This is a genomic window from Streptomyces sp. NPDC048637 (assembly GCF_040650675.1).
Taxonomy (GTDB): domain Bacteria; phylum Actinomycetota; class Actinomycetes; order Streptomycetales; family Streptomycetaceae; genus Streptomyces.
In genome coordinates this window covers 22,399-38,415 of sequence record NZ_JBEZHQ010000011.1, presented here as the reverse complement: position 1 = coordinate 38,415, position 16,017 = coordinate 22,399, and the positions used below count along the sequence as shown (strand labels likewise).

Below are 16,017 nucleotides of genomic sequence, written 5' to 3'. Positions count from 1 at the left end.
GGCCCCTGCCGGGAACCGGCAGACAAACAGGAGATAGACGTGATCCAGCAGGAGTCGCGACTGCGTGTCGCCGACAACACTGGTGCGAAGGAAATCCTTTGCATTCGTGTTCTCGGTGGTTCCGGTCGCCGCTACGCGGGCATCGGTGACGTCATCGTCGCCACCGTGAAGGACGCGATCCCCGGTGGCAACGTGAAGAAGGGTGACGTCATCAAGGCGGTCATCGTTCGCACCGTCAAGGAGCGCCGCCGTCCGGACGGCTCGTACATCCGCTTCGACGAGAACGCGGCCGTCATCCTCAAGAACGATGGCGACCCCCGCGGCACCCGCATCTTCGGCCCCGTGGGCCGGGAGCTGCGCGAGAAGAAGTTCATGAAGATCATCTCGCTCGCGCCGGAGGTGCTGTAACCGATGAAGATCAAGAAGGGCGACCTGGTCCAGGTCATCACCGGTAAGGACAAGGGCAAGCAGGGCAAGGTCATCCAGGCCTTCCCCCGCGAGGACCGTGTCCTGGTCGAGGGTGTCAACCGGGTCAAGAAGCACACCAAGGCCGGCCAGACCGCTCGTGGTTCGAAGACCGGCGGCATCGTGACGACCGAGGCCCCTGTCCACGTCAGCAATGTTCAGCTGGTTGTGGAGAAGGACGGCAACAAGGTCGTTACCCGCGTCGGATACCGCTTCGACGACGAGGGCAACAAGATCCGCGTTGCCAAGCGGACCGGTGAGGACATCTGATGACTGCCACCACCAACGCACCGCGTCTGAAGACGCGCTACCGCGAAGAGATCGCCGGGAAGCTGAAGGACGAGTTCTCCTACGAGAACGTCATGCAGATCCCCGGTCTGACCAAGATCGTGGTCAACATGGGTGTGGGCGACGCCGCCCGCGACTCCAAGCTGATCGAGGGCGCCATCCGCGACCTCACCACGATCACCGGCCAGAAGCCGGCCGTCACCAAGGCCCGTAAGTCCATCGCGCAGTTCAAGCTGCGTGAGGGCCAGCCGATCGGTGCCCACGTCACCCTCCGCGGTGACCGCATGTGGGAGTTCCTGGACCGCCTGCTGTCGCTCGCGCTGCCGCGCATCCGCGACTTCCGTGGTCTGTCCCCGAAGCAGTTCGACGGTCGGGGCAACTACACCTTCGGTCTCACCGAGCAGGTCATGTTCCACGAGATCGACCAGGACAAGATCGACCGTACCCGGGGTATGGACATCACCGTGGTCACCACGGCGACCAACGACGATGAGGGCCGCGCTCTCCTTCGTCACCTCGGCTTCCCGTTCAAGGAGGCGTGAGCGAGATGGCGAAGAAGGCTCTGATTGCCAAGGCTGCTCGCAAGCCGAAGTTCGGTGTGCGCGCGTACACCCGCTGCCAGCGCTGCGGCCGTCCGCACTCCGTTTACCGTAAGTTCGGCCTGTGCCGCGTGTGCCTTCGTGAGATGGCTCACCGTGGCGAGCTGCCGGGCGTGACCAAGAGCTCCTGGTAATCCCTTAGTTGGGATGACCGGGGCTCTCGGTAAGCAATCGGCCGGCGGGCGCTCCCACCCCTTTTCCCGTAGGGTAGAAGGGTTTGGGCGCCCCGCCGCCCGAGACCGACCGCGGGCCGAGCCCGCATAAAGTCGCTTACTACGCCGTAGGTCCCCGCGCCGCACCCGTCCCGACTCTGATCGGGGAGAGGGATGGCGCACATAGGAAACCCCGGCGAGAGAGGCCGAAGGCCAATTCATGACCATGACTGATCCCATCGCAGACATGCTGACCCGTCTGCGGAACGCGAACTCGGCATACCACGACACCGTCGTGATGCCGCACAGCAAGATCAAGTCGCACATCGCGGAGATCCTCCAGCAGGAGGGTTACATCACCGGCTGGCGTGTCGAGGACGCAGAGGTTGGCAAGAACCTCGTCCTCGAGCTGAAGTTCGGCCCGAACCGCGAGCGCTCGATCGCCGGCATCAAGCGGATTTCGAAGCCGGGCCTGCGGGTCTACGCAAAGTCCACCAACCTGCCGAAGGTCCTCGGCGGCCTGGGCGTGGCGATCATCTCCACGTCCCACGGTCTCCTGACCGGTCAGCAGGCCAGCAAGAAGGGCGTGGGTGGGGAAGTCCTCGCCTACGTCTGGTAACCAGGGAACGGAGGAATAGCTAATGTCGCGTATTGGCAAGCTGCCCATCCAGGTTCCCGCTGGTGTGGACGTCACCATCGATGGCCGTACGGTCGCGGTGAAGGGCCCCAAGGGTTCCCTCTCGCACACCGTCGCGGCGCCCATCGAGGTCGCCAAGGGTGAGGACGGCGTGATCAACGTCTCCCGCCCGAACGACGAGCGTCAGAACAAGGCCCTGCACGGCCTGTCCCGCACGCTGGTGGCGAACATGATCACCGGCGTGACCCAGGGCTACAGCAAGGCGCTCGAGATCAGCGGTGTCGGCTACCGCGTCCAGGCGAAGGGCTCCAACCTGGAGTTCTCGCTGGGCTACAGCCACCCCATCGTCGTCGAGGCGCCCGAGGGCATCTCCTTCAAGGTCGAGTCCCCGACCAAGCTCAGCGTCGAGGGCATCGACAAGCAGAAGGTCGGCGAGGTGGCGGCGAACATCCGCAAGCTGCGCAAGCCTGACCCGTACAAGGCCAAGGGCGTCAAGTACGCCGGCGAGGTCATCCGCCGCAAGGTCGGAAAGGCTGGTAAGTAAGCCATGGCATACGGTGTGAAGATCGCTAAGGGTGACGCCTACAAGCGCGCCGCCGCTAAGCGTCGCCACATCCGCATCCGTAAGCGGATTTCGGGTACACCGGAGCGTCCGCGTCTGGTGGTGACGCGGACCAACCGTGGCATCACCGCGCAGGTCATCGACGACATCGCGGGCCACACGCTGGCCTCCGCGTCGAGCCTGGACGCTTCGATTCGTGGTGGCGAGGGCGACAAGAGCGCTCAGGCCAAGCAGGTCGGCTCCCTGGTCGCTGAGCGTGCCAAGGCCGCCGGTGTCGAGGCCGTCGTGTTCGACCGTGGTGGCAAGCAGTACGCCGGGCGGATTGCCGCTCTGGCCGACGCCGCCCGCGAAGCCGGGCTGAAGTTCTAAGCCCCGGTTCCGGAGCTAGCGGACGTAACAGAGAGAGGTAAATCCAATGGCTGGACCCCAGCGCCGCGGGAGCGGTGCCGGTGGCGGCGAGCGGCGGGACCGGAAGGGTCGCGACGGTGGCGCTGCCGCCGAGAAGACCGCATACGTTGAGCGCGTTGTCGCGATCAACCGTGTCGCCAAGGTTGTCAAGGGTGGCCGTCGCTTCAGCTTCACCGCGCTGGTCGTGGTGGGCGACGGTGACGGCACCGTAGGTGTCGGTTACGGCAAGGCCAAGGAAGTTCCGGCTGCCATCGCCAAGGGCGTGGAAGAGGCCAAGAAGAACTTCTTCAAGGTCCCCCGTATCCAGGGCACCATCCCTCACCCCATCCAGGGCGAGAAGGCTGCGGGCGTTGTCCTGCTCAAGCCGGCTTCCCCCGGTACCGGTGTGATCGCCGGTGGCCCCGTGCGTGCCGTTCTGGAGTGCGCGGGCATCCACGACGTGCTGAGCAAGTCGCTCGGTTCGTCGAACCCGATCAACATCGTGCACGCCACGGTGACCGCGCTTCAGGGCCTGCAGCGCCCCGAGGAGATCGCGGCCCGTCGTGGCCTGCCGCTGGAGGACGTTGCTCCCGCCGCTCTGCTGCGGGCGCGTGCCGGGGTGACCGCGTAATGGCGCACCTCAAGATCACGCAGACGAAGTCCTTCATCGGTAGCAAGCAGAACCACCGCGACACCCTTCGTTCGCTGGGCCTCAAGCGGCTCAACGACGTGGTTGTCAAGGAGGACCGTCCCGAGTTCCGCGGCATGGTGCACACCGTCCGCCACCTCGTGACGGTTGAGGAGGTCGACTGACATGGCGGAGAACAACCCGCTGAAGGTCCACAACCTCCGGCCCGCCCCGGGCGCCAAGACCGCCAAGACCCGTGTCGGTCGTGGTGAGGCGTCCAAGGGTAAGACCGCTGGTCGTGGTACCAAGGGCACGAAGGCCCGTTACCAGGTTCCGGAGCGCTTCGAGGGCGGGCAGATGCCCCTCCACATGCGCCTCCCGAAGCTGAAGGGCTTCAAGAACCCCGCCCACAAGCAGTTCCAGGTCGTGAACCTGGCCAAGCTGGCCGAGCTCTACCCGCAGGGTGGCGAGGTCACGGTGGCCGATCTGGTCGCCAAGGGCGCGGTGCGCAAGAACGAGCTCGTCAAGGTCCTGGGCCAGGGCGAGGTCTCCGTGGCGCTGCAGGTTTCGGTTGACGCCGTTTCCGGCTCCGCCAAGGAGAAGATCGCCGCTGCCGGCGGCACCGTCACCGAGCTCATCTGAGTTCGCTGGTTCAACTGACCGGGGATGCCCATCGATTGGGGCATCCCCGGTTGGTCGTTCCAAGGGGGTACGGTCGCCGGTAAGGTGGCGTGCAGTGTTGTTTTGTCCGGGACCAGACCTCGGACGTTCGCCGCACGGGCCGTGCCTGTGCGGTTTTGGCCGCTAACTATTCGTCGATCCTCAAGACCGTCACCTCTCGCACAGGCGGGAGGCGCAGGAGGCACCGTGCTCACCGCGTTCGCCCGAGCGTTCAAGACGCCCGACCTGCGCAAAAAGCTGCTGTTCACATTGGGCATCATCGTGCTCTACCGGATCGGCGCGCATGTCCCGGTCCCCGGGGTGAATTACGCGAACGTCGAGACCTGTATGAAGCAGGCCGGCGGTAACAGCGGGTTGTTCGCCCTGGTGAACATGTTCAGCGGTGGTGCGCTGCTGCAGATCACGATCTTCGCGCTGGGGATCATGCCGTACATCACGGCGAGCATCATCCTCCAGCTGCTGACCGTGGTGATTCCGCGACTGGAGGCCCTCAAGAAAGAGGGGCAGTCCGGTCAGGCGAAAATTACCCAGTACACGCGCTATCTGACCGTGGCGCTCGCCATCCTGCAGGGCACCGGCCTGGTGGCCACCGCCCGCAGTGGTGCGCTTTTCCAGAGCTGCCCGGTCGCCAGCGAGATCGTGCCCAGCGATTCGATCTTCACCACCATCACGATGGTCATCACGATGACCGCCGGCACCGCCCTGATCATGTGGCTCGGTGAGATGGTGACCGACCGCGGTATCGGCAACGGCATGTCGATCCTGATGTTCATCTCGATCGCCGCCGGCTTCCCGGGCGCGCTGTGGCAGATCAAGCTCCAGGGCAAGCTGGCCGACGGCTGGATCGAGTTCCTGGCCGTCATCGCGGTGGGCCTCGCGATGGTCGCCCTGGTGGTCTTCGTCGAGCAGGCGCAGCGGCGGATCCCGGTGCAGTACGCGAAGCGGATGATCGGCCGCCGGTCCTACGGCGGAACGTCCACTTACATCCCGCTCAAGGTGAATCAGGCAGGTGTGATTCCTGTCATCTTCGCGTCATCGCTGCTCTACATTCCAGCCCTCATCGCACAGTTCAGCGGGTCGAAGGCGGCATGGGCGACGTGGATCGCCACCAACTTCACCAAGGGAAATCACCCGGTTTACATCGTTACGTACTTCCTGTTGATCGTGTTCTTCGCCTTCTTCTACGTGGCCATCAGCTTCAACCCCGAAGAAGTTGCCGACAACATGAAGAAGTATGGTGGCTTCATCCCGGGTATCCGGGCTGGTCGCCCGACGGCCGAGTACCTCAGCTACGTGCTCAACCGGATCACGTGGCCGGGCTCGCTGTACCTGGGGCTGATCGCGCTCGTACCAACAGTGGCGTTGGTGCTCTTCAACGCGAACCAGAACTTCCCGTTCGGCGGGACAAGCATCCTGATCATCGTGGGTGTGGGCCTGGAGACCGTGAAGCAGATCGAGAGCCAGCTTCAGCAGCGCAACTACGAAGGGTTCCTCCGCTGATGCGAATCGTCCTCGTCGGACCCCCGGGGGCCGGCAAGGGTACGCAGGCTGCGTACCTTGCCAAGAACCTCGCGATCCCGCACATCTCCACGGGGGACCTGTTCCGCGCCAACATCAGCCAGGGGACGCCCCTCGGCCGCGAGGCGAAGTCATACATGGACGCCGGCAATCTGGTGCCCGACTCGGTCACCATCGCGATGGCCGAGGACCGTATGGAGCAGCCCGACGCAGCCAACGGCTTCCTCCTGGACGGCTTCCCCCGCAACCTGGGCCAGGCCAAGGCGCTGGACGAGTACCTCAAGGACAAGAACCTCAAGCTGGACGCCGTCCTGGACCTGGAGGTCCCCGAGGACGAGGTCGTCAAGCGGATCGCCGGCCGGCGGATCTGCCGCAACGACAGCAGCCACGTCTTCCACGCCGAGTACAACAAGCCGGAGACCGCGGGCGTCTGTGACGTCTGCGGCGGCGAGCTGTACCAGCGGGACGACGACCGTGAGGAGACCGTCCGCAAGCGCCTGGAGGTCTACCACACGGAGACCGAGCCGATCATCGACTACTACAAGGCGCAGGACCTGGTGGTCACGCTCCTGGCGATGGGCAAGGTCGACGAGGTCACCAAGCGCGCGATGGCGGCCCTGCCGTCCCGGGACGCGTAGCAGCAAACGGCTTGCCTACGGCCGCGGTGCCCGTAACGGGTACCGCGGCCGTATCGTGTACGGGGCGGTTGTGACGACCGCCGGAGCAGCGTTGTAGTCGGTTCAGGAAGGCGCCAGCCGTCATGGTGGAGATCAAGACCCCCGAGCAGATCGCGAAGATGCGCGAGGCGGGGCTGGTGGTCGCCGCCATTCACGCGGCCACCCGGAAGGTCGCGGTGCCGGGCGCCACGACCAAGGACCTGGACGACGCGGCACGCAAGGTGCTCGCCGAACACGGTGCGAAGTCGAACTTCCTCGGATACGGCGGCTTCCCCGCGACGATCTGCACCTCGGTCAACGATGTCGTGGTCCACGGCATCCCCGGCACCGACACGGTGCTGCAGAACGGCGACATCATCTCCATCGACTGCGGCGCGATCATCGACGGCTGGCACGGCGACGCGGCGTACACCGCCTTCGTCGGTTCCGGTCACTCGGCGGAGCTGGTCGAGCTGAGCCGGGTCACCGAGGAGTCGATGTGGGCGGGCATCGCGGCGGTCGCCAAGGGCAACCGCCTGGTGGACATCTCCAAGGCGATCGAGGGCTACATCCGTCGCCAGCCCCGGCCGGCCGGCGGTAAGTACGGCATCGTCGAGGACTACGGCGGCCATGGCATCGGCTCGCAGATGCACATGGACCCGCATCTGCTGAACTACGTCGACCGCAAGCGCGGCCGCGGCCCGAAGCTGGTGCCCGGCTTCTGCATCGCGATCGAGCCGATGGTGAACCTCGGTACGGCCAAGACCCACGTCCTCGACGACGACTGGACGGTCAAGTCGAACGACGGCAGTTGGTCCTCGCACTGGGAGCACTCGGTCGCGCTGACCGAGGACGGCCCGCTGGTGCTGACCGCGCCGGACGGCGGGAAGGCCAAGCTCGCCGAGTTGGGTATCACGGCGGCCCCCGACCCCCTGGTGTGAGCCGGGCCCCCTTGTATGCGCCGGGTCGTCCTGGCGTAAGGATCACGCCCGATGGGCAATAATCCTGGATTCGTCTTTTCCTGGACGCTGGCGTAGACTGACGCGTCGGCTCTCGTGCATCCGTATGCCCTCTTGGTTGAGGGTGTGGTGCGGGATAGTCGATCAAGGTAGCCGATTCGAAGGGCGAAGCGTGGCCAAGAAGCAAGGTGCCATCGAGATCGAGGGCACCGTGATCGAGTCCCTCCCGAACGCCATGTTCAAGGTGGAGCTCCAGAACGGTCACAAGGTCCTCGCGCACATCAGCGGCAAGATGCGGATGCACTACATCCGCATTCTCCCGGATGACCGGGTCGTGGTGGAGCTTTCTCCGTACGACCTGACGCGTGGCCGGATCGTCTACCGCTACAAGTAGATCTTGTCGCCGCCCCGCTCCCGTGGGGTGACGGCACTGACCCGGAGAACCTCACATCCCATGAAGGTCAAGCCGAGCGTCAAGAAGATCTGCGACAAGTGCAAGGTGATCCGCCGCCACGGCCGGGTCATGGTCATCTGCGACAACCTGCGCCACAAGCAGCGCCAGGGCTGACGCACGCCGACCACCTGCATTTCGCAGTTTTCGCGCGACGCAAGCACATACGTACATACGCAGTCACCCGACCCCCGCATCACTCGCGTGGGGACGACACCCCCGGCTCGGAGGCCGGGGACCCGGCTCGTAATTCTTCAGAGTCTTACGGGAACGGTGCTGCGGAAGACCTCCGAATAGCCATCAGGAGCCACATCAATGGCACGCCTCGCAGGCGTTGATCTCCCGCGCGAAAAGCGTGTGGAGGTCGCCCTCACCTACGTCTTCGGTATCGGGCGGACGCTGTCGCAGCAGACCCTCGCCGCCACCGGCGTGGACCCGAACACCCGTGTTCGCGATCTTGCCGAGGAAGACCTCATCAAGATCCGCGAGTTCGTGGACAACAACCTCAAGACCGAGGGTGACCTCCGTCGCGAGATTCAGGCCGACATCCGCCGCAAGGTCGAGATCGGCTGCTACCAGGGTCTGCGTCACCGTCGCGGTCTGCCGGTGCACGGTCAGCGCACCAGCACGAACGCCCGTACCCGCAAGGGTCCGCGTCGCGCGATCGCCGGCAAGAAGAAGCCGGGCAAGAAGTAGTCCTCAGCAGGACGCACTGTGTGCCCTGGGGGACGTCCCCCAGGCCCCTGCAAGCGGTCTTCGCTGTAGGACCGACCACCTCCACGGGAGTAATGAATGCCTCCGAAGGGCCGTACGGCCGGCGCCAAGAAGGTGCGCCGCAAGGAGAAGAAGAACGTCGCCCACGGGCACGCTCACATCAAGAGCACGTTCAACAACACGATCGTCTCGATCACGGACCCCACGGGCAACGTGATCTCTTGGGCCTCTGCCGGCCACGTCGGCTTCAAGGGCTCGCGCAAGTCCACCCCCTTCGCCGCGCAGATGGCCGCCGAGTCGGCCGCCCGCCGCGCGCAGGAGCACGGCATGCGCAAGGTCGACGTCTTCGTCAAGGGTCCCGGCTCCGGCCGTGAGACCGCGATCCGCTCCCTCCAGGCCACCGGCCTTGAGGTGGGTTCGATCCAGGACGTCACCCCCACTCCGCACAACGGATGCCGCCCGCCCAAGCGTCGCCGCGTCTGACCAGCTGAAGTAGGAGACAAAACAATATGGCGCGTTACACCGGGGCCGACTGCAAGCGTTGCCGTCGGGAGAAGCAGAAGCTGTTCCTCAAGGGCAGCAAGTGTGAGAGCGCAAAGTGCCCGATCGAGATTCGTCCTTACCCCCCGGGTGAGCACGGACGCGGGCGCACCAAGGACAGCGAGTACCTGCTCCAGCTTCGTGAGAAGCAGAAGTGCAGCCGTATCTACGGTGTCCTTGAGAAGCAGTTCGTGAACTACTACAAGGAAGCGAACCAGAAGACCGGCAAGACCGGTGAGAACCTTCTGCGCATCCTTGAGACCCGCCTCGACAACGTGGTTTACCGGGCCGGCTTTGCCAAGTCCCGCGACCACGCCCGTCAGCTGGTCCGTCACGGACACATCACGGTGAACGGGCGCAAGACCGACATTCCGTCGGCCCGCGTGTCCGTGAACGACATCGTCGAGGTCCGCGAGGGCTCTCGGAACCTGACCCCCTTCGAGGTGGCCAAGGCCGAGGCCGGCGAGAAGACGGTTCCGGCCTGGCTGGAAGCGATTCCGTCGAACCTGCGGATTCTCGTGCACAGCATGCCCGAGCGCCAGGTGATCGACACCCAGGTGCAGGAGCAGCTGATCGTTGAGCTCTACTCCAAGTAAGAGCTGACCGGTGGGGGCGGTACGGAGCCGATGGCGCCGTGCCGCCCGTACCCTTGTCAGTACAGCGGGCGTCAAATAGCGGGCGTCCACGACTGAAGGATCGAACACCATGCTGATTGCTCAGCGTCCCTCGTTGACCGAAGAGGTCGTCGACGAATACCGCTCCCGGTTCGTGATCGAGCCGCTGGAGCCGGGCTTCGGCTACACCCTCGGCAACTCCCTGCGTCGTACCCTCCTGTCCTCGATCCCGGGTGCGGCGGTCACGTCCATCCGCATCGACGGTGTCCTGCACGAGTTCACCACCGTGCCGGGCGTCAAGGAGGACGTCACCGACCTCATCCTCAACATCAAGCAGCTGGTCGTCTCCTCGGAGCACGACGAGCCGGTCGTGATGTACCTGCGCAAGCAGGGCCCCGGCCTGGTCACCGCTGCTGACATCGCGCCCCCGGCCGGTGTCGAGGTGCACAACCCGGACCTGGTCCTCGCCACCCTCAACGGCAAGGGCAAGCTGGAGATGGAGCTGACCGTCGAGCGCGGTCGCGGCTACGTCTCCGCCGTCCAGAACAAGCAGGTGGGCCAGGAGATCGGCCGTATCCCGGTCGACTCCATCTACTCGCCGGTGCTCAAGGTCACCTACAAGGTCGAGGCGACCCGTGTCGAGCAGCGCACCGACTTCGACAAGCTGATCGTCGACGTCGAGACCAAGCAGGCCATGCGGCCGCGTGACGCCATGGCGTCCGCCGGTAAGACCCTGGTCGAGCTGTTCGGTCTGGCGCGCGAGCTCAACATCGACGCCGAGGGCATCGACATGGGCCCGTCCCCGACGGACGCCGCCCTGGCCGCTGACCTGGCGCTGCCGATCGAGGAGCTGGAGCTCACGGTCCGCTCGTACAACTGCCTCAAGCGTGAGGGCATCCACTCCGTGGGTGAGCTCGTGGCGCGCTCCGAGGCCGACCTGCTCGACATCCGCAACTTCGGTGCGAAGTCGATCGACGAGGTCAAGGCGAAGCTGGCCGGCATGGGCCTGGCGCTGAAGGACTCGCCTCCCGGGTTCGACCCGACCGCCGCCGCGGACGCCTTTGGCGCCGACGACGACGCGGACGCGGGCTTCGTGGAGACCGAGCAGTACTGAGCCTGCGGGTTCGTTGCGGCTGAGGCTTTGTCCTCAATCGCCGGACGGGCTGATTTTTGTGCTTCCGCGGGGCGGCCGCCTCGTGGGAACTGACACCGGTACCTGATACGGCCGGTGCAGCTATGAAGGAGATACACCATGCCGAAGCCCGCCAAGGGTGCCCGTCTGGGCGGCAGCGCTGCGCACGAGCGCCTCATGCTGCGCAACCTGGCCACCGCGCTCTTCGAGCACGGCCGCATCACGACGACCGAGGCCAAGGCCCGTCGTCTGCGTCCGTACGCGGAGCGTCTGGTGACCAAGGCGAAGAAGGGCGACCTTCACAACCGCCGTCAGGTCATGCAGCTGATCTCGGACAAGAGCGTCGTCCACACGCTCTTCACGGAGATCGCCCCGCGGTTCGAGAACCGCCCGGGTGGCTACACCCGTATCACCAAGATCGGTAACCGCCGTGGCGACAACGCTCCCATGGCCGTCATCGAGCTGGTGGAGGCGCTGACCGTGGCCCAGCAGGCCACCGGTGAGGCCGAGGCCGCGACCAAGCGTGCGGCCAAGGACGCGGAGGCGGCCACGGCTGCCGAGGCGACCGAGGAGTCGAAGGACGCCTGAGTCCTGACTTACGCGTGAGCGGGTTCGCCCTTCGGGGCGGGCCCGCTTTCGCGTTCGGGTGCGGGCCTCACCTCGCGGGTTGAGAGGATTGCTGGTGTGAGTGACGAAGTGAAGCCGGGCTGTGTCCGGGTGCGGATGGACCTTTCCTACGACGGGAAGGACTTCTCTGGGTGGGCGAAGCAGGCCGGCGGGCGGCGGACCGTCCAGGGGGAGATCGAGGACGCGCTGCGGACGGTGACGCGGTCCGGGGAGACGTATGAGCTCACCGTTGCGGGCCGGACGGACGCGGGGGTGCACGCGCGGGGGCAGGTGGCGCATGTGGATCTGCCCGCGGAGCTGTGGGCCGAGCATGCGGACAAGCTGCTGCGGCGGCTGGCCGGGCGGCTGCCGAAGGATGTGCGGGTGTGGCGGCTCACCGAGGCGCCGTACGGGTTCAATGCGCGGTTCTCGGCGATCTGGCGGCGCTATGCGTACCGGGTGACCGATCACCACGGCGGGGTGGATCCGCTGCTGCGCAGCCATGTGCTGTGGCACGACTGGGAGTTGGACGTCGAGGCGATGAACGCGGCCTCCCGTCCGCTGCTGGGCGAGCACGACTTTGCGGCGTACTGCAAGCGGCGGGAAGGCGCGACGACGATCCGTACGCTCCAGGAGCTGAGCTGGGTGCGGGGGGCGGACGGGATCATCACGGCGACCGTGCGGGCGGATGCTTTCTGCCACAACATGGTGCGGTCGCTGGTGGGGGCGATGCTGTTCGTCGGGGACGGGCACCGGCCGGTGGAGTGGCCCGGCAAGGTGCTGGCCGCCGGGGTACGGGACTCCGCCGTGCATGTCGTCCGGCCCCACGGGCTGACGCTGGAGGAGGTCGGCTATCCCGCCGATGAGCTGCTGATGGCGCGCAATCAGGAGGCGCGGAACAAGCGGACGCTGCCGGCCGGCGGCTGCTGCTGAGCGGCGGCCCGGTGGTGGCGCCGCCGGAAGGGCGGCGCCACCGGAGGCGTCAGGACTGGCCGGCCTTCTTCCGGGCGTCCTGCAGCTGCTTCTCGGCGGCCTTCGCGGCCTGGTCCTTGCCGCGCTGGGTGATCTGGCTGAACGCGAAGGCGCCACCGTCCCGGGCGATCTGCCGGGCCTTGGTCTCGGTGCCGGTGACGTCCTTGCCGTTGAGGTAGCCGGCGATCGTGAAGTAGGCGTAGCGGCCGGTGGCGTTGGTCGCCATCCGGCACTTGGTGCCCTGGCAGAAGTCCGAGGGGACCCCGCCGCCGGGCAGCGGCATGAGGTTGGCCTTGTTCTCGTTCATGACCTTGGCGGCCTTGGCGGGCGAGTCGAAGACCGCGATGCCGATGGTGACCCCGACGCCGCCCTTGGAGTACGTGGCACGCAGCAGCTGCCGGCAGCCGTTGTGGGACAGCGAGGAGACCAGCGGGCCCTGGGCCCCGGCGGTGCAGTCCTTGGTGGTGGCGGTCTTGGTGCGCGGGTAGGTGTGCTCGCCGACGACCATGCTCTTCTGCGGGAAGAGTGTGGCGGGCGTCAGCGGCGCCTTGTCCTTCTTGGGGTCGGAGATGTAGTCCCGCGGGTTGGGCGGGGGCGGGACGGAGACGTCGGGGAAGGACGGCTTGTCGTCCGGCACCGCGGCCTCGTCGGACGCGGTGGGCGCCGCCGTCGGGCCGCCGCCCTTCGAGGCGCCGCCGGTCATGACGGCGGCGGTGACGATGCCGGCCACCGCGAGGGCGGCCAGCGCGCCGCCGCCGATCCATATCCAGCGTTTGCGGCGGGCCTGTGCCGCACTCTCCTCGGCGAGTGCACCCCAGTCCGGCGTGGACGACGAAGAACCCCCGGGGCCGTCGAACGGCCCGCCTTGCCCAAAGCTCATGCCGCGCATCCTAATGCGGTTGGTAGAAGGCTTGGAGGCCGGTCACAATCCCGCTCATGGGACATCTTGAGGCCGGACATCTGGAGTACTACCTGCCGGACGGGAGGGCCCTGCTGGGGGACGTGTCCTTCCGGGTGGGGGAGGGCGCGTCGGTCGCGTTGGTGGGAGCCAACGGCGCCGGCAAGACGACGCTGCTGCGGCTGATCGCGGGGGAGCTGCAGCCGCACGGCGGGGCGGTGACGGTCAGCGGCGGGCTGGGGGTGATGCCGCAGTTCGTGGGTTCCGTACGGGATGAGCGCACGGTACGTGACCTGCTGGTTTCCGTGGCCCAGCCGCGGATCAGGGAGGCGGCCGCGGCGGTGGACGCCGCCGAGCTGGCGATCATGACCGCTGAGGACGACGACGAGGCCGCGCAGATGGCCTACGCCCAGGCACTCAGCGACTGGGCCGAGGCCCGCGGCTACGAGGCCGAGACCGTCTGGGACATCTGCACGGTGGCGGCGCTGGGGATGCCGTACGAGAAGGCGCAGTGGCGGCAGGTGCGGACGCTCTCGGGCGGCGAGCAGAAGCGGCTGGTGCTGGAGTCGCTGCTGCGCGGGCCCGACGAGGTGCTGCTGCTCGACGAGCCGGACAACTACCTCGACGTTCCCGGCAAGCGGTGGCTGGAGGAGCAGCTGCGGGAGACGCGGAAGACGGTGCTGTTCGTCTCGCACGACCGGGAGCTGCTCGCCCGCTCCGCGGAGAAGATCATCAGCGTGGAGCCGGGCCCGGCCGGGAGCGATGTCTGGGTGCACGGCGGTGGCTTCGGCACGTACCACGAGGCCCGGCGCGAGCGCTTCGCCCGCTTCGAGGAGCTGCGGCGGCGCTGGGACGAGAAGCATGCGCAGCTCAAGCAGCTCGTGAACACGCTCAAGAACAAGGCCGCCTTCAACGACGGCCTCGCCTCCCGCTACCAGGCCGCCCAGACCCGGCTGCGGAAGTTCGAGGAGGGCGGGCCGCCGCAGGAGCCGCCGCGGGAGCAGGACATCCGCATGCGGCTGCGCGGCGGGCGCACCGGCGTCCGCGCCGTCACGGCGAAGAACCTGGAGCTGACCGGCCTGATGAAGCCGTTCTCGCTGGAGGTCTTCTACGGCGAGCGGGTCGCGGTCCTGGGCTCCAACGGCTCGGGTAAGTCGCACTTCCTGCGGCTGCTCGCCGGGGACGGCGTACGGCACACGGGGGAGTGGAAGCTCGGCGCGCGCGTCGTGCCCGGTCACTTCGCGCAGACCCACGCGCATCCCGAGCTGGAGGGCCGCACCCTGGTCGACATCCTCTGGAAGGAGCATGCCAAGGACCGGGGCGGTGCCATGTCCGTCCTGCGCCGGTACGAGCTGGAGCGCCAGGGCGACCAGACCTTCGGCCGGCTCTCCGGCGGCCAGCAGGCCCGCTTCCAGATCCTGCTGCTGGAGCTGTCCGGTACGACCGCGCTCCTCCTGGACGAGCCCACGGACAACCTGGACCTGGAGTCCGCGGAGGCGCTGCAGGAGGGGCTGGAGGCGTACGAGGGGACGGTGGTGGCGGTCACCCACGACCGGTGGTTCGCCCGGTCCTTCGACCGGTTCCTGGTGTTCGGCTCGGACGGGCTGGTGCGGGAGACGGCGGAGCCGGTGTGGGACGAGCGGCGGGTGGAGCGGGCGCGGTAGGCGCGGCGGGCCGGGCGGCCCGGGCGGCTCGGGCGGCCCGGGCGGGCTCGGGCGGGCAGGGAGGTCCGGGAGGTCCGGAGGTCCGGGCGCGGGCGGTGCGCCGGCGGTGCGGGTGAGCAGCGTGAGACGGGTGATACGCGCGGTCACCGTGACGGCGTCGGCGGAGCGGGTCCGCACGCCGGTTCGGGGGGCGTTTTGACCCCGTCGGGGCCGGGCCGGTACGCTGTCTGTTCGTTATGCGTATTGGCTTGCTCTATCTCACGTGAGGGGGCCCTTACGCGGTCCACCGGGCCGATGACCAGCGACGGACGATCGGGTTGCGTCACCCGTAGTGCCGCTCCTGCTGGTGTGATCGGTCGTGGTGACCAGTACAGGACCCGTCCCCGAGGCCTCAGGGCCTGGGGATACCCCACCTCTGAAGAAGCGAAGGCTAACCGTGCGTACGTTCAGCCCCAAGCCCGGCGATGTCCAGCGCCAGTGGCACATCATTGACGCGCAGGACGTTGTCCTGGGCCGTCTGGCCACCCAGGCCGCGTCCCTCCTGCGGGGTAAGCACAAGCCCGTTTACGCGCCGCACGTTGACATGGGCGACTTCGTCATCATCGTCAACGCGGACAAGGTGCACCTGTCCGGCAACAAGCGGACCCAGAAGATGGCCTACCGCCACTCGGGCTTCCCGGGCGGTCTGCGCTCCGTCCGTTACGACGAGCTGCTCGACAAGAACCCCGAGAAGGCCGTCGAGAAGGCCATCAAGGGCATGCTCCCCAAGAACACCCTCGGCCGTCAGATGCTCTCGAAGCTGAAGGTCTACGCGGGCGCTGAGCACCCGCACGCTGCGCAGCAGCCGGTCCCGTTCGAGATCACCCAGGTCGCGCAGTAGTTCCGGCCACCCCC

At 66.9% G+C, this 16,017-nt stretch carries 24 protein-coding genes; 23 read left to right on the top strand and 1 reads right to left on the bottom strand.

What is annotated here, in order from left to right; all coding sequences use genetic code 11:
* Positions 1-39: 39 nt before the first annotated feature.
* The 21 genes from rplN to truA all read left to right on the top strand — a co-directional run bounded on the left by rplN (position 40) and on the right by truA (position 12,522).
* Positions 40-408 (top strand): 50S ribosomal protein L14, encoded by a 369-nt coding sequence (gene rplN / locus AB0C46_RS16625; protein WP_003992364.1) that lies wholly within the window; start codon positions 40-42, stop codon positions 406-408.
* Between the two features lie 3 nt (positions 409-411).
* Complete coding sequence (gene rplX / locus AB0C46_RS16620) at positions 412-735, top strand: 50S ribosomal protein L24 (RefSeq protein WP_006604883.1); 324 nt, start codon at positions 412-414, stop codon at positions 733-735.
* The gene (rplE, locus tag AB0C46_RS16615) at positions 735-1,295 is read left to right on the top strand and encodes a 50S ribosomal protein L5 (RefSeq protein WP_016571061.1); all 561 of its coding nucleotides are present in this window, start codon (positions 735-737) and stop codon (positions 1,293-1,295) included. Before rplX ends, rplE begins: the two co-directional genes overlap by 1 nt.
* 5 nt (positions 1,296-1,300) lie before the next feature.
* Complete coding sequence (locus AB0C46_RS16610; protein WP_003956452.1) at positions 1,301-1,486, top strand: type Z 30S ribosomal protein S14; 186 nt, start codon at positions 1,301-1,303, stop codon at positions 1,484-1,486.
* A 238-nt stretch (positions 1,487-1,724) separates the two neighbouring features.
* Positions 1,725-2,123, top strand: a complete 399-nt coding sequence (gene rpsH / locus AB0C46_RS16605; RefSeq protein ID WP_006604885.1) for a 30S ribosomal protein S8 — start codon at positions 1,725-1,727, stop codon at positions 2,121-2,123.
* Between the two features lie 22 nt (positions 2,124-2,145).
* Positions 2,146-2,685 carry a 50S ribosomal protein L6 gene (gene rplF / locus AB0C46_RS16600; RefSeq protein ID WP_362828523.1) on the top strand — a complete coding sequence of 180 codons (540 nt, stop codon included), beginning with the start codon at positions 2,146-2,148 and terminating at the stop codon, positions 2,683-2,685.
* Between the two features lie 3 nt (positions 2,686-2,688).
* The gene (gene rplR, locus AB0C46_RS16595; RefSeq protein WP_362828522.1) at positions 2,689-3,072 is read left to right on the top strand and encodes a 50S ribosomal protein L18; all 384 of its coding nucleotides are present in this window, start codon (positions 2,689-2,691) and stop codon (positions 3,070-3,072) included.
* A gap of 46 nt (positions 3,073-3,118) precedes the next feature.
* Complete coding sequence (gene rpsE, locus AB0C46_RS16590) at positions 3,119-3,721, top strand: 30S ribosomal protein S5 (protein ID WP_006604888.1); 603 nt, start codon at positions 3,119-3,121, stop codon at positions 3,719-3,721.
* Positions 3,721-3,903, top strand: coding sequence for a 50S ribosomal protein L30 (gene rpmD / locus AB0C46_RS16585; protein ID WP_030074796.1), 183 nt, complete (start codon positions 3,721-3,723; stop codon positions 3,901-3,903). The genes rpsE and rpmD overlap by 1 nt, the downstream gene beginning before the upstream one ends.
* 1 nt (position 3,904) lies before the next feature.
* On the top strand, positions 3,905-4,360 hold the full coding sequence (rplO, locus tag AB0C46_RS16580) for a 50S ribosomal protein L15 (RefSeq protein ID WP_006604890.1): 456 nt from the start codon (positions 3,905-3,907) through the stop codon (positions 4,358-4,360).
* Between the two features lie 225 nt (positions 4,361-4,585).
* Complete coding sequence (secY, locus tag AB0C46_RS16575; RefSeq protein WP_362828521.1) at positions 4,586-5,899, top strand: preprotein translocase subunit SecY; 1,314 nt, start codon at positions 4,586-4,588, stop codon at positions 5,897-5,899.
* Complete coding sequence (locus AB0C46_RS16570; protein ID WP_362828520.1) at positions 5,899-6,555, top strand: adenylate kinase; 657 nt, start codon at positions 5,899-5,901, stop codon at positions 6,553-6,555. The genes secY and AB0C46_RS16570 overlap by 1 nt, the downstream gene beginning before the upstream one ends.
* Positions 6,556-6,677: 122 nt before the next feature.
* Positions 6,678-7,514 carry a type I methionyl aminopeptidase gene (map, locus tag AB0C46_RS16565; RefSeq protein WP_362828519.1) on the top strand — a complete coding sequence of 279 codons (837 nt, stop codon included), beginning with the start codon at positions 6,678-6,680 and terminating at the stop codon, positions 7,512-7,514.
* 190 nt (positions 7,515-7,704) lie between these two features.
* Positions 7,705-7,926 carry a translation initiation factor IF-1 gene (gene infA / locus AB0C46_RS16560; protein WP_003956442.1) on the top strand — a complete coding sequence of 74 codons (222 nt, stop codon included), beginning with the start codon at positions 7,705-7,707 and terminating at the stop codon, positions 7,924-7,926.
* 60 nt (positions 7,927-7,986) lie between these two features.
* A complete protein-coding gene (rpmJ, locus tag AB0C46_RS16555) occupies positions 7,987-8,100 on the top strand; it encodes a 50S ribosomal protein L36 (RefSeq protein ID WP_003956441.1) in 114 nt (37 codons plus the stop codon).
* A gap of 198 nt (positions 8,101-8,298) precedes the next feature.
* Positions 8,299-8,679, top strand: coding sequence for a 30S ribosomal protein S13 (gene rpsM, locus AB0C46_RS16550; RefSeq protein WP_129295752.1), 381 nt, complete (start codon positions 8,299-8,301; stop codon positions 8,677-8,679).
* Between the two features lie 96 nt (positions 8,680-8,775).
* Positions 8,776-9,180, top strand: coding sequence for a 30S ribosomal protein S11 (gene rpsK, locus AB0C46_RS16545; RefSeq protein ID WP_004571845.1), 405 nt, complete (start codon positions 8,776-8,778; stop codon positions 9,178-9,180).
* A gap of 26 nt (positions 9,181-9,206) precedes the next feature.
* Complete coding sequence (rpsD, locus tag AB0C46_RS16540; RefSeq protein ID WP_129295753.1) at positions 9,207-9,833, top strand: 30S ribosomal protein S4; 627 nt, start codon at positions 9,207-9,209, stop codon at positions 9,831-9,833.
* Positions 9,834-9,942: 109 nt separating this feature from the next.
* Entirely contained in the window at positions 9,943-10,965 is a 1,023-nt protein-coding gene (locus AB0C46_RS16535) for a DNA-directed RNA polymerase subunit alpha (protein WP_003956430.1), read from the top strand.
* 138 nt (positions 10,966-11,103) lie between these two features.
* The gene (gene rplQ / locus AB0C46_RS16530; RefSeq protein WP_018090886.1) at positions 11,104-11,571 is read left to right on the top strand and encodes a 50S ribosomal protein L17; all 468 of its coding nucleotides are present in this window, start codon (positions 11,104-11,106) and stop codon (positions 11,569-11,571) included.
* A 96-nt stretch (positions 11,572-11,667) separates the two neighbouring features.
* On the top strand, positions 11,668-12,522 hold the full coding sequence (gene truA / locus AB0C46_RS16525; RefSeq protein ID WP_362828518.1) for a tRNA pseudouridine(38-40) synthase TruA: 855 nt from the start codon (positions 11,668-11,670) through the stop codon (positions 12,520-12,522).
* Between the two features lie 49 nt (positions 12,523-12,571).
* Here the strand turns inward: truA and AB0C46_RS16520 are convergent, their stop codons facing one another.
* Positions 12,572-13,441: a hypothetical protein gene (locus tag AB0C46_RS16520; protein WP_362828517.1), complete on the bottom strand. Its 870-nt coding sequence runs from the start codon at positions 13,439-13,441 to the stop codon at positions 12,572-12,574.
* Positions 13,442-13,497: 56 nt separating this feature from the next.
* On the opposite strand from AB0C46_RS16520, the gene AB0C46_RS16515 reads away from it, so the two are divergent.
* Positions 13,498-15,123: an ATP-binding cassette domain-containing protein gene (locus AB0C46_RS16515; RefSeq protein ID WP_362828516.1), complete on the top strand. Its 1,626-nt coding sequence runs from the start codon at positions 13,498-13,500 to the stop codon at positions 15,121-15,123.
* A gap of 436 nt (positions 15,124-15,559) precedes the next feature.
* Positions 15,560-16,003 carry a 50S ribosomal protein L13 gene (gene rplM / locus AB0C46_RS16510; protein ID WP_006604900.1) on the top strand — a complete coding sequence of 148 codons (444 nt, stop codon included), beginning with the start codon at positions 15,560-15,562 and terminating at the stop codon, positions 16,001-16,003.
* Positions 16,004-16,017 lie beyond the last annotated feature (14 nt).

Excerpts from the sequence above, each read along its gene's own strand:
- rplX (WP_006604883.1), top strand. The coding sequence starts at position 412 with ATGAAGATCAAGAAGGGCGACCTGGTCCAGGTCATCACCGGTAAGGAC.
- rplE (WP_016571061.1), top strand. The coding sequence starts at position 735 with ATGACTGCCACCACCAACGCACCGCGTCTGAAGACGCGCTACCGCGAA.
- AB0C46_RS16610 (WP_003956452.1), top strand. The coding sequence starts at position 1,301 with ATGGCGAAGAAGGCTCTGATTGCCAAGGCTGCTCGCAAGCCGAAGTTC.
- rpsH (WP_006604885.1), top strand. The coding sequence starts at position 1,725 with ATGACCATGACTGATCCCATCGCAGACATGCTGACCCGTCTGCGGAAC.
- rplF (WP_362828523.1), top strand. The coding sequence starts at position 2,146 with ATGTCGCGTATTGGCAAGCTGCCCATCCAGGTTCCCGCTGGTGTGGAC.
- rplR (WP_362828522.1), top strand. The coding sequence starts at position 2,689 with ATGGCATACGGTGTGAAGATCGCTAAGGGTGACGCCTACAAGCGCGCC.
- rpsE (WP_006604888.1), top strand. The coding sequence starts at position 3,119 with ATGGCTGGACCCCAGCGCCGCGGGAGCGGTGCCGGTGGCGGCGAGCGG.
- rpmD (WP_030074796.1), top strand. The coding sequence starts at position 3,721 with ATGGCGCACCTCAAGATCACGCAGACGAAGTCCTTCATCGGTAGCAAG.
- rplO (WP_006604890.1), top strand. The coding sequence starts at position 3,905 with ATGGCGGAGAACAACCCGCTGAAGGTCCACAACCTCCGGCCCGCCCCG.
- AB0C46_RS16570 (WP_362828520.1), top strand. The coding sequence starts at position 5,899 with ATGCGAATCGTCCTCGTCGGACCCCCGGGGGCCGGCAAGGGTACGCAG.
- map (WP_362828519.1), top strand. The coding sequence starts at position 6,678 with ATGGTGGAGATCAAGACCCCCGAGCAGATCGCGAAGATGCGCGAGGCG.
- rpmJ (WP_003956441.1), top strand. The coding sequence starts at position 7,987 with ATGAAGGTCAAGCCGAGCGTCAAGAAGATCTGCGACAAGTGCAAGGTG.
- rpsM (WP_129295752.1), top strand. The coding sequence starts at position 8,299 with ATGGCACGCCTCGCAGGCGTTGATCTCCCGCGCGAAAAGCGTGTGGAG.
- rpsK (WP_004571845.1), top strand. The coding sequence starts at position 8,776 with ATGCCTCCGAAGGGCCGTACGGCCGGCGCCAAGAAGGTGCGCCGCAAG.
- rpsD (WP_129295753.1), top strand. The coding sequence starts at position 9,207 with ATGGCGCGTTACACCGGGGCCGACTGCAAGCGTTGCCGTCGGGAGAAG.
- AB0C46_RS16535 (WP_003956430.1), top strand. The coding sequence starts at position 9,943 with ATGCTGATTGCTCAGCGTCCCTCGTTGACCGAAGAGGTCGTCGACGAA.
- rplQ (WP_018090886.1), top strand. The coding sequence starts at position 11,104 with ATGCCGAAGCCCGCCAAGGGTGCCCGTCTGGGCGGCAGCGCTGCGCAC.
- AB0C46_RS16520 (WP_362828517.1), bottom strand. The coding sequence starts at position 13,441 with ATGAGCTTTGGGCAAGGCGGGCCGTTCGACGGCCCCGGGGGTTCTTCG.
- AB0C46_RS16515 (WP_362828516.1), top strand. The coding sequence starts at position 13,498 with ATGGGACATCTTGAGGCCGGACATCTGGAGTACTACCTGCCGGACGGG.